The following is an 11,079-nucleotide window of genomic DNA, read 5'->3' on the forward strand; positions in this document are numbered from 1 at the left end:
GGCAAGGTGCGCGCGGGCGCCCGGCCCGAGGGCGGCGCGCGCTTCGAGCTGGTGCTGCCGCTGTACGCTACGGCCCCGCCAGCACCAACAGGCAGCGCAGGCCGCCGTTCTTCACGTGGAGCTGCCGCGCGCCCTTCAGCCCCAGCGCCGCCACCAGCTTCGGCTCCTCCGGGACGATGAGCGCCTTGCGCCACTCGCGGAACGCGCCGTTCAGCGTCGCGCCCAGCGCGCGGTAGAGCTCCGGCAGGTCCTCCGCCTCGCCCACGCGCTTGCCGTAGGGCGGGTTGGCCACCACCAGCCCGGGGGCGTCCGGCGGCGCCTTCAGCGTGCGCAGGTCGTGCCGCTCCAGCGCCAGCGTCACGCCCGCGCGCTTCGCGTTGCGCCGCGCCGTGCCCAGCGCGCCCGCGTTCAGGTCATACCCGCGCATGGGCGCGCGAGGCTCCGCCAGCGACTCGGCCTCCGCCTCCGTGCGCCGGCGCACCCAGGCCTGCGGGTCGAAGGACGGGAAGGACTGGAACGCGAACGTGCGCAGCAGGCCCGGCGGCCGGCGCTGGGACAGCCACGCGCCCTCCACCAGGAACGTGCCCGAGCCGCACATCGGATCCACCAGCGGCACGTCGCCCGCGTAGCCCGCGAGCCGCAGGATGCCCGCGGCCAGCGTCTCGCGCAGCGGCGCGCGCCCCACCTCCTGCCGGTAGCCGCGCTGGTACAGGGGAGCGCCGGACGTGTCCGCGCTCACCGTCCAGCGCTCCCCGTCGCCGCGCACCAGCAGCGTCAGCTCCGGCCCGCCGCCCTCCTCGTCCAGGTGTCCCGCCACCGTCAGCTCGCGCGGGTGCCACGCCACGGCCGCGGACTCCAGCACCACGGCCGGCCCGGGCCACGGAGCGGTGCAGCGTCACCGACAGCCGCAGCGGCACCTTCCCGTCCCAGACGTCCGCCAGGGGCAGCGCTTCCAGCCCGTGCACCAGCGCGTCCGCGGTGGGCGCCGTGAAGGTGCCCAGGCGCAGGAGCACGCGGCTCGCGGTGCGCAGGTGCAGGTTCGCCGTCTGGTGCAGGCCGGGCGGGCCGTCGCACTCGATACCGCCCTCCGCGCGCCGGAACGGCAGGCCGCGCTCGCGCGCCTCCGCCTCCAGCGCGGGCTCCAGCCCGGGCAGCGTGGACACATAAAGGGTTTCGCCCGTCCGGGCCGGCGCGTCCATCATGAGGGCCTCGCACTCGTGGCCGGGGCGTCCGCGGCGACCTGCTCCAGCGCGCGCTCCATCTGGTTCAGGTCATACGGCTTGGGCAGCAGCACCACGTGCGCCAGCGCCTTGCTGTCCTCTCCCGACACCGCGCGCGTGTCCCCGGACGCGATGATGATGCGCAGGGCCGGATACCGCCGCACGACCTCGCGCGCCAGCGCCACGCCGGACATGCCCGGCAGCGTCACGTCGGTGAAGAGCAGGTCGAAGGGCTCCTTCGCCAGCGCCTCGCTGGCCGCCTCCGCGCTCGCCACCGCGCGCACGGCGTGCCCGATGTCCGTCATCAGCTCGCTCGCGGACTCGCGGATGTCCGCGTCGTCCTCCACCAGGAGGATGCGCAGCGTCCCCTTGCCTCCCGGCTCCGGCGCGGCGGGCGCGGGCTCGCGGTACTGCCTGGCCGCCAGCCGCTGCTCGCGGCCCTTCAGCATCGCGCGGATCTTCCGCGCCAGGTCCTCGCGCCGGTACGGCTTGGACAGGAGGCTCACGCCCGGGTCCAGCCGGCCGCCGTGCACGATGGCGTTCTCCGTGTAGCCCGACGTGAAGAGCACCTCCAGGTCCGGCAGGAGCGCCTTCGCCTGCCGCGCCAGCTCCGGGCTTCGCACCGGCCCCGGCATCACCACGTCCGTGAAGAGCAGGTCCACCGGCAGGCCGCTCTGGATGACCGCGAGCGCGCTCTGGCCGTCATGCGCCTTGAGCACGCGGTAGCCCAGCTCCGTCAGCACCTCCACCACCGTGGCCCGCACCGCCGCGTCGTCCTCCACCACCAGGATGGTCTCCGTGCCGCCCTCCACCTGCGCCGTGCCGGTCTCCGCCGGCTGCACCGCCGTCTGGAAGGTGCGCGGCAGGTAGATCTTGATGGACGTGCCGTGCCCCAGCTCGCTGTAGATCTTCACGTGGCCTCCGGACTGCTTCACGAAGCCATACACCATGCTCAGCCCCAGGCCCGTGCCGCGCCCCTCGGGCTTCGTGGTGAAGAACGGCTCGAACGCGCGCTCCAGCACCTCCGGCGTCATGCCGGTGCCCGTGTCGGAGATGGCCAGCAGCACGTACTGCCCCGGCGACACCTCCGGGTGCAGCATCGCGTAGTGGTCATCCAGCATCGCGTTGCCCGCTTCAATGGTCAGCCGGCCCCGGCCGTCCATGGCGTCGCGCGCGTTGATGGCCAGGTTGAGGATGACGTTCTCCAACTGGTGCGGATCCGCCAGCGTGTTCCACAGCCCGCCGCTGATGACCGTCTCCACCTCCACGTCCTCGCCCAGCGCGCGGCGCAAGAGGTCGTCCATGTCGCGCACCAGCCGGCCCAGGTTGAGCGCCATGGGCGCCAGCGGCTGCCGCCGCGCGAACGCGAGCAGCTGCGAGGCCAGCCGCGCCCCGCGCTCCACCGCGCCCAGCGCCGTCTCCAGGCGCCGCTGCGTGCGCGTGTCGCCCACCGCGTCGCGCTGGAGCAGCTGGAGGTTGCCGCTCACCACCTGGAGCAGGTTGTTGAAGTCATGCGCCACGCCGCCGGTGAGCTTGCCCACCGCCTCCATCTTCTGCGCCTGGAGCAGCGCGGCCTCCGCCTGGCGGCGCTCCGCCTCGCTCGCCTCCAGCGCCCGCGTGCGCTCGCGCACCAGCTCCTCCAGGTGGTCGCGGTGGCGCGCCAGTTCGTCCTCCGCCAGCTTCTGCGCCGTCATGTCGTGGCCCTGGACGAAGATGCCGGAGACGCGGCCATCCGCATCCACCACGGGCTGGTACACGAAGTCCAGGAAGGCCTCCACCAGCGGGGCCCCGGGCTCGCGCTGCAGCTGCACCCGCATGTTGTGCCCGATGAAGGGCTCGCCCGTCGTGAACACCCGGTCCAGCAGCTCGAAGAAGCCCTGCCCGGCCACCTCCGGCAGCGCCTCCCGCACCGGCTTGCCCAGCAGGTCCCGGTGGCCGACGAGCTGGAGGTAGGAGCGGTTGGCCAGCTCGAACACGTGCTCCGGTCCCTTCAGCGAGCACATGAAGCCCGGGGCCTGCTCGAAGATGCGCCGCAGGTGCCGGCGCTCGTCGTCCAGCGTGCGGTTGGCCTCCTGCACCGCCCGGGCGCGCGCGAACACCCCGCCCATCAGCTGCGTCCGCGGCAGGCCCTCCTCCAGCGAGGACTCCGCGTCGCGCACGGCCTGCTTGAGCTGCTGCAGCTCCGTCACGTCCATCGTGTGCTGGAGGATGAAGGCCACCTCGCCCCGCTCGTCGAACAAGGGCGTGTGCGTGGCGCTCCAGTAGCGCTCCTCCGCCACGACGCCCTCCCCCGTCTGGCGCGGCACCCGGTAGGGGATGAGCGCCAGCGTGTCCAGCGTCCGCTCCGTCAGCACGCGCACGAACGAGTCGCGCAGCATCCGCGCGCTGGGGTTGGCCGGGTCGTCCGGGTCGTGCGGGAACGCGTCGAAGATGTTGCGCCCGACCAGGTCCTCCAGCCGGCTGGCGGTCACCCGCAGGTAGGCCGCGTTCGCGGTCACGTACCGCAGCTCGCGGTCCAGCAGCATGTAGGGATTGGGCGACAGCTCGAAGAGCGTGCGGAAGTCGAAGGGTGCCTGCATCCATTCACCGGGGAGGCCTGAACCTCGCCGCCTTTCCTGGGGGGCCGCCGCGTGTCGCGGAAAGGGAACTACCCTCCCAGTGTACGGAGAACACCCTCAACACACCGGCCAAAAGACCCGGACGTCCTGGCCTCCCGTGCGCCAGGCCCCCTGGAAGGCCGCCGGCTGGACACCACTCAACACCTGCCTGGCCCGGTCCCCCCTCGGCCTTCCACATCCGTCCTGGCTGTAAGATTGGGCGGGTATTCCAGACCTACTAATTCCCATGATATAAGATTATTACCGCGAAGGCGGTGTAATCCCACATGACCGGGGTGTGCGGCAGGGGGTCACTTTGGATGGGAGGGGAAGCCACCTCCCGGCCTCCGCCAGAGCGCTCGCGCCCGGCAGGAGGTCTGTCCCCAGATGCTCGCCGTTCCAGAACCGTTGTCGCTGGATGACTCGGAAGCCGTCACCTCCCGCGCGTTCGACCGTCGTGCCCTGACGGCGTCGGTGCGGGAGCTGTCGGTGGTGGCCAACGGGCGCGGCCTGTGGGCCGTGGCGCGCCAGTGGCTGATGATCGCGCTGTCGGTGGCGTTCGTGGTGCAGGTGGACCGCTGGTGGGCGTGGGTGCTGGCCGCGGTGGTCATCTCCTCGCGGCAGCACGCGCTGCTGAGCCTGGTGCACGAGGCGGCGCACTTCCACCTGCTCACGAACCGGAAGCTCAACGACGTGGTGGCGGACCTGCTGTGCGCGTTCCCCACCAACATCACCACGGAGGGCTACCGCAAGGAGCACGCGGAGCACCACCGCTACGTCAACACGGACAAGGACCCGTACTGGCGCACGGCGCAGCGCGACCACGCGTGGATGTTCCCGCGCACGCGCTGGGGCACGGCGCTGGTGCTGCTGGGGGACATGGTGGGCTTCTTCACCCTCTCCCACCTGCGCATCGTCATCCCCTGGTCCTATACGGGCCGCTCCATGGGCAAGGGCGGCCCGCCCATCTCCCGCGCCGAGCACATCCGCTACGTGCTCTGGCTGGCGGGCCTCATCACCTTCCTCACGCTGACGGGCGGCTGGCTGTACTACCTGCTCCTGTGGTCGGTGCCGTCGCTGACGCTGATGATGATGGCGTTCCGCATCCGCGCGGTGGTGGAGCACCCCTTCACCCCCGCCACCCCGGACGAGACGCACGAGACGCGGGACGTGGCGGCCGCGACGTGGTTCGAGCGCTTCTTCATCGCGCCCTTCAACGCGAGCTACCACCTGTCCCATCACCTCTTCCCGTCCGTGCCCTACTACCACCTGCCCGCGCTGCACGAGCAGCTCAAGCAGACGCAGCTGTACCGCCCCGGGGAGAACCACTTCCAGACGTACCTGGGCGGGGAGAAGAGCGCGTGGAGCTTCCTCACGTCGTCCGGCCGCAAGTGATTCCGTGATACAATCCCTGTGAAGGATTGAAGCCGCGCGTACGACAGCGTGGCTGCCTTTCCCCTGGAGGCGCCTCCGTGGCGCCTCCAGGCGCGGGAAGGGCCCGCCCGTCTCCAGCGTCACCAGGCACGTTTCCCTCTGAAGCCAGACGCCCGCCGCGCCGCTGAGACAGCAGCCTGGCGTCCTCGGGACGTGCCGAAATACCCCACCCCATGGCTTGAACACAGACGAACAATCGCGGTGTTTCTCTGCCTGCGATTCGCCAGGTCCCCCGTTGCATGCCCGCCAATCCCGGCGCGGCGACAGGGCGCCCGGGGGGCCTCCGCCACGCGCCGCGGGCGGAGGGAGGCATCCCCCCCGGCCGCCTTCTTCACCTGGCCGTAGGAGAGAACTTGAGAAGGCAGCTCATTGGGTTCCTCGTGGCGTTGGGCGCGATGCACACCGGCTGCGGTGGCGCTCCGGACTTCACCTCCACCGCGGGCGACGACGACTCGCTGGTGACGACCGGCGACGCGCTCGCGAGCGCGTCCACGCTGTTCGACGACGCGCTGGGTGCAGGCTGGCAGGACTGGTCCTGGGCGACGCACAGCCTTGGCGCGACGAGGCCCGTGTACGCGGGCACCCGCTCCATCTCCGCGACGTTCGGCCCCTGGAAGGGCCTGTACTTCCACCACGCGGGCGTGCCCACCACGGGGTACGGCTTCGTGGAGCTGCGGGTGAACCCGGGCGCGACGGCCAACCCCGCCATCGCGCTCTACGCGAGCGTGGGCGGCGTGGCCAAGCCCCCCGTGGCGCTCAACCCCACCTGCGCGGGCGGCACGCTGAAGGCCAACGCGTGGACGCTGTGCCGCATGCCCCTGTCCACGCTGGGCGCGGCGAACGCCACCCTGGACGGGCTGGTGGTGATGGAGAACGCGGGCCGCACGCTGCCCGCGATGTACTTCGACAACGTGCGTCTGGCGGCGAGCACCACCGCCCCTTCCGCCCCCACGGCCCTGAAGGCCACGGGCTCCACGACGGACGTCGCCCTCACCTGGGGCGCGGTGACGGGGGCCACGGGCTACCACGTCTACCGCGCCACGGCGCGGACGGGCACGTACGCGCGGCTCACCTCCTCCGCCCTCACCGCCGCGTCCTACAAGGACACCCGCGCGGCCGCGGGCACGACGTACTGGTATGCCGTCACCGCGCTGAACGCGGCCGGTGAGAGCGCGAAGTCCACGGCGGTGTCCGGCAAGCGGACCTCCTCCACCACCGTGACCGTGAGCGTCACCCCCACCAGCGCGACGCTGGCCCCAGGCGGCGTGCAGACCTTCACCGCGGCGGTGACGGGCAGCAGCAACACGGCCGTGACGTGGAGCGTCCTGGAGGGCGCCACGGGCGGCACCGTCACCTCCAGCGGCACGTACACCGCGCCCGGCACGGCGGGCACGTACCACGTCGTGGCCACGAGCAGCGCGGACGCGACGAAGCAGGCCACGGCGGACGTGGTGGTGACGGGCCCGGTGGGCAATACCAACAAGTGGGTGTCCGGCTACTACACGGGCTGGAACGCGGATGACTACCCGCCGGAGAAGGTGGACTTCAGCGCGATGACGCACATCATCGTGGGCCGCGTGACGCCGAACACGGACGGCACGGTGGACGCCATCTTCGACAACTCGAACGGCTCCGCCATGGCGAAGACGCTCTCCTCGCGCGCGCACGCCGCGGGGCGCAAGGCCATCATCATGGTGGGCGGCGCGGGCGAGCACGACAACTGGGTGGGCGCGGCCTCCTCCGCGAACCGGGAGAAGTTCGTCCAGAGCCTGCTCAAGGCGATGGACGACCACGGCTACGACGGGCTCGACATCGACTGGGAGCCGGTGGAGGAGGTGGACAAGCCGAACCTGCTCGCGCTGGTGCAGCGGCTGCGCCAGGTGCGTCCCAACATGCTGCTGACGTTCCCCATTGGCTGGGTGAACAACAACTTCAGCTCCGACGCGGAGCTCAAGTGGTACCCGCAGCTGGCCCAGTACCTGGACCAGGTGAACGTCATGTCCTACGAGATGATTGGCGTCTGGGGCGGCTGGGAGTCGTGGTTCACGTCCGCGCTCACGGGCGAGTCCGGCACCCACCCGACGTCCGTGGAGTCCAGCCTCAAGGCCTGGGTGGCCGCGGGCATCCCCAAGGAGAAGCTGGGCATGGGCATCCCGTTCTACGGGCTCGCGTGGCGCCACATCACCGGCCCGCGCCAGGCCTTCACGGACTGGTCCGACTACGTGGGCGGGGACAACTCCTTCACGTACAAGAAGATCCTGGCGCTCTCCAAGACGGGCACGCTCCGGTGGGACGCGGCGGCGCAGGCCAACTACGTCACGTTCAGCACGCCGGTGGAGGACGGCACGGTGCGCTGGATTACCTACGACGGTCCGGAGGCCATCCAGGCCAAGGGGCAGTACGCCAAGGCCAACGGCTACGGCGGCACCATCATCTGGACCATCAACCAGGGCTGCACCGACCCCGCGACGGGCACCAACCCGCTGCTCACCGAGGTCAAGAAGGCGTTCCTCCAGTAACCGGGACGGCCTGAAGCCAGACGGCCGCGTGGGCACCCGCCCGCGCGGCCGTTTCCATTCGCGGGCAACGAGGGCCGTTACGACGCGGAAGGCGGCGCGGCGGAGGACGGGGTGGCGGGGGCCACCGGGTCCTGCCCTCCGGCGTAGACGCCCTGGTACGCGGGCGGCAGCAGCGCGGCCACCCGGCGCATCATCGCGTCCACCAGCGCCTGGCGCGCGTCGGGAGCGCCCGCCACCTCCGGCTCCAGGTCCTCCATGCGGAAGGCGGGCCCGAAGGTGACGGTGACGTCGGCGTGGTAGAGCCGCTCGCCGCCCATGTCGGAGTCGTTGATGGGCATGAGCTTCTGCGTGCCCGTCAGCGCCACCGGCACGATGGGCACCCCCGCGCGCTTGGCGATGAGGCCCACGCCCTTCTTCGCCTGCAACAGGCCGGCGGAGCGGCTGCGCCCCCCTTCCGGGAAGATGAGCACGGACTGGCCGGCCTTGAGCAGCTCCACGCAGCGGCGCAGCGCTTCGATGTCCGGCGAGTTGGGCGTGATGTCGATGGTGTCCATCGTCTCCGCCGCCAGCCGCGTCATCACGGTGCCGTGCAGCTTCACGCCCGCGAGGAAGACGACGTTCCTGGGGCGCAGCGCCCGGTAGAGCGTGAAGCCGTCCGCGTTGGACAGGTGGTTGCAGATGAAGAGGCAGGGGCCGGCCGGCAGGTCCTTCAGGCCGTACACCTTCGCGTGGGACAGCCGGCCCCACACGCCGTGCATCAGCGCGCGCACGACGTGGCGGCGGAGCCCGTAAGGCAGCAATGACATCAGGGCGAAGAGAACTCGAAGCACGGGCCGGACCACGTCCTTTCCGGATGGCTGGACGTCCTCCTGGAAGATGTAGTCCCGCCTGGTGGGGCGGGTCAGCGGTCCTCTGGGAGCGCCGGGCCGCCCGCCTGCCCTTCCGTCATCCAGCCAACGATGCGCCTGCCCCCGGGTTCCGGCGCGAAACCCGGAAGCCCGCGCGCCGGTCCGCGCGGCCCCGCACCCCGCGTGTTATGGGAAGGCGCATGAGCGCCGAAGCCACGCCCTCCCGAGCGAAGCGGCCCGTCGAGTACGAGGCCACCGTCACCGAAGCGCGGTGGGAGACGCACGACACGGCGACGCTGCTGCTGGAGCTGGGCCCGGGGGCGGGGCCGCTCGACTACAAGGCGGGCCAGTTCCTCAACATCGACCCGCACCAGTTCCGGGCGCTCGCCCACCAGTGCGCGTACCTCCAGGAGCAGAAGGGGCGCAAGGAGCCGCCGCGCTCGTACTCGCTCGCCTCCGCGCCGCACGAGCGGCACGTGGCCATCACGGTGAAGGACGAGGAGTTCATCCCGGGCGTCACGCGCTACCCGCCGCTCCTGTCCCCGCTGCTGGTGCACGGCCGGCTGGTGGGGGCGAAGCTGAAGGTGACGGGCTTCATGGGGCCGTACGTGCTGCCGGACGACGTGACGGAGCGGACGGGCCACGTGCTGCACGTGGTGGCGGGCTCCGGCGCGGTGCCGAACTTCGCCATCGTGAAGGACGCGCTGCACCGGGGGCTGAAGCTGCGGCACACGTTCCTCGCGTCCAACAAGACCTGGGGCGACATCCTCTACCGCGAGGAGCTGGCCGCGCTGGAGCGCGCCGCGCCGGACCGCGTGCGGGTGGTGCACACGCTCACGCGGGAGATGGACGAGACGAAGTACGGCCCCCAGGTGCGCAAGGGCCGCGTCGCGGAGGCGCTGCTGCACGAGCTGCTCCCGGACCGCGACACCTGCCTCGTGTACGTGTGCGGGCCCGCCATCACCCCGTGGGACCGGCGCAAGGCGCTGGAGACGCGCACGCCCGCCACGCCGCGCTTCATGGAGGCCGTGCTCGGCCACCTGCACGAGCTGGGCATCCCGGACAAGCGCATCAAGCGCGAGGCCTACGGCTGACAGGCCTCAGTCCGAGGACGCGGGGACGTCCCCGGGCGGCAGCAGGTCGAGGAACGCCAGCACGCGCTCGGCCGTGTCGCGAGGCCGCTCCATCGGGAACAGGTGCGAGGCGAGCGGCAGCGTGTCCACCCGCGCGCGCTGCATCTCACTCTCCGCTCGCGCCAGCGCGTCGGGCAGGAGCGTGTCGGAGCGCTCGCCGCGCAGCACCAGCGTGGGCGCCGCGTTGGCGCGGATGAGCGTCCACGGGTCGGCGGGGAAGGTCTCGAAGATGCGGGCCTCCCACTCGCGCGGGAAGCGCAGCCGGAAGTCCCCCGCCTCCGTGGGCACCAGGCCGTGCGTGATGTAGTCGCTGAAGCAGTCCGCGTCCCAGTCCTTGAACAGCCTGCGCTGGCGGTACGCCGCGGCCGCCTCCTCGCGCGTGGCCCAGCGGTCCCGCCGCCGCAGCGCGCCCCGCACGATGGCGGTGCGGTCCATGCGGCCCAGCAGCTTCATCAGGCGCAGCGCCCACAGCCGGGGCCCGGTGACGAGCACCGGATCCAACGCCACCACCGCGCGGAACAGCCCCGGGTTCGCGGCGGACGCCATCAGCGTGCTCGTGCCGCCCACGCTGTGTCCCACGCCCAGCACGCCGGAGCGCCCCCGCGCCTTCAGCTCGCGCGCCAGGTCCTCGCCCAGCTCCTGCCAGGTCGTGAGCGCCTTCGGGTCCTGACCCGGCATCAGCGGCCGCGTGCGCAAGGACACCACGTGGTAGCGCGTCGCGAGCCGCGCGAAGAGCTTCCGGTACGTCTCCGGAGGGAAACCGTTCGCGCAGGCGAAGTGCAGGAGCGGTCCGCTCCCGCCCCAGTCATCCAGCTCCAAGGCCATGCCCCTTCCCATCGACCCTCCCCACCGCGTCACGGTGGAGGGACTTCACGGCTCGCCCCGCGCTCCTCCGGTGCCATGACGGCCACCGGAGCCGGCCCCACTCCGGGACGAGCCTCCGCGCCTTGCATTCAGACACCGCGCCCACCGCCCCGGGTTCCCGCGCCGCACGCGACCTCCGGCAGCGACGTCATCCTGACGGGGGCCCCTGACGTGCCCACGTCCTCCGACACCCGCGGCGGCCCTCCCTCAAGGGAATCAGCCACCTGGAGTGTCGTCCCGTGCGCGGCCCACGGCGGCCCGTCATGTAACGCCTGCCCGGCCGCCTCGCACGGCCGGGGACGCCCTCCCCGGGATGGAGGGCGCGCGTCCCCCACCCGTGAGGTCGCCTGCCCCGCCCTACGGTCCAGGGACGGCCCGCTTGCGTTCAGGGTTCCGGCGGCGCCGCGTCCGGCGTGGGCTGGGGCGTCCGAAGCGGGGCTCCGACGGCTCCGACGGCTCCGACG

Annotated in this window: 7 protein-coding genes and 1 pseudogene; 3 read left to right on the forward strand and 5 right to left on the reverse strand. The window is 71.9% G+C overall.

The genetic code is table 11. The annotated features are described in order from the left end of the window. Window positions 1-67: 67 nt before the first annotated feature. From ACLEQD_RS26615 to ACLEQD_RS26625, 3 genes and pseudogenes are all read right to left on the reverse strand, one after another. A complete protein-coding gene (locus ACLEQD_RS26615) occupies window positions 68-844 on the reverse strand; it encodes a class I SAM-dependent RNA methyltransferase (RefSeq protein WP_410387767.1) in 777 nt (258 codons plus the stop codon). 223 nt (window positions 845-1,067) lie between these two features. Further along, window positions 1,068-1,202, reverse strand: a pseudogene (locus ACLEQD_RS26620) (RNA methyltransferase); the annotation flags it as partial. Continuing rightward, window positions 1,199-3,799, reverse strand: coding sequence for a response regulator (locus ACLEQD_RS26625; protein ID WP_410387768.1), 2,601 nt, complete (start codon window positions 3,797-3,799; stop codon window positions 1,199-1,201). The gene ACLEQD_RS26625 and the pseudogene ACLEQD_RS26620, both read right to left, overlap by 4 nt. 405 nt (window positions 3,800-4,204) lie before the next feature. Between ACLEQD_RS26625 and ACLEQD_RS26630 the strand changes: the two genes are divergently transcribed. Then, window positions 4,205-5,212, forward strand: a complete 1,008-nt coding sequence (locus ACLEQD_RS26630) for a fatty acid desaturase family protein (RefSeq protein WP_410387769.1) — start codon at window positions 4,205-4,207, stop codon at window positions 5,210-5,212. A 392-nt stretch (window positions 5,213-5,604) separates the two neighbouring features. Further along, entirely contained in the window at window positions 5,605-7,770 is a 2,166-nt protein-coding gene (locus tag ACLEQD_RS26635) for a glycosyl hydrolase family 18 protein (protein WP_410387770.1), read from the forward strand. A gap of 77 nt (window positions 7,771-7,847) precedes the next feature. Here ACLEQD_RS26635 and ACLEQD_RS26640 read toward each other — a convergent pair whose 3' ends face one another. Beyond that, complete coding sequence (locus tag ACLEQD_RS26640; RefSeq protein ID WP_410387771.1) at window positions 7,848-8,600, reverse strand: lysophospholipid acyltransferase family protein; 753 nt, start codon at window positions 8,598-8,600, stop codon at window positions 7,848-7,850. A gap of 218 nt (window positions 8,601-8,818) precedes the next feature. On the opposite strand from ACLEQD_RS26640, the gene ACLEQD_RS26645 reads away from it, so the two are divergent. After that, on the forward strand, window positions 8,819-9,712 hold the full coding sequence (locus tag ACLEQD_RS26645) for an oxidoreductase (protein ID WP_410387772.1): 894 nt from the start codon (window positions 8,819-8,821) through the stop codon (window positions 9,710-9,712). Window positions 9,713-9,718: 6 nt separating this feature from the next. On the opposite strand, the gene ACLEQD_RS26650 is transcribed toward ACLEQD_RS26645, so the two are convergent. Further along, window positions 9,719-10,576, reverse strand: a complete 858-nt coding sequence (locus ACLEQD_RS26650; RefSeq protein ID WP_410387773.1) for an alpha/beta fold hydrolase — start codon at window positions 10,574-10,576, stop codon at window positions 9,719-9,721. Window positions 10,577-11,079: the final 503 nt, after the last annotated feature.

Origin of the sequence: Corallococcus sp. 4LFB (assembly GCF_046520365.1) — a bacterium.
Classification (GTDB): domain Bacteria; phylum Myxococcota; class Myxococcia; order Myxococcales; family Myxococcaceae; genus Corallococcus; species Corallococcus caeni.

Coding starts and splice junctions, on each gene's coding strand:
- ACLEQD_RS26625 (WP_410387768.1), bottom strand. CDS start 3,799: ATGCAGGCACCCTTCGACTTCCGCACGCTCTTCGAGCTGTCGCCCAAT.
- ACLEQD_RS26630 (WP_410387769.1), top strand. CDS start 4,205: ATGCTCGCCGTTCCAGAACCGTTGTCGCTGGATGACTCGGAAGCCGTC.
- ACLEQD_RS26645 (WP_410387772.1), top strand. CDS start 8,819: ATGAGCGCCGAAGCCACGCCCTCCCGAGCGAAGCGGCCCGTCGAGTAC.
- ACLEQD_RS26650 (WP_410387773.1), bottom strand. CDS start 10,576: ATGGCCTTGGAGCTGGATGACTGGGGCGGGAGCGGACCGCTCCTGCAC.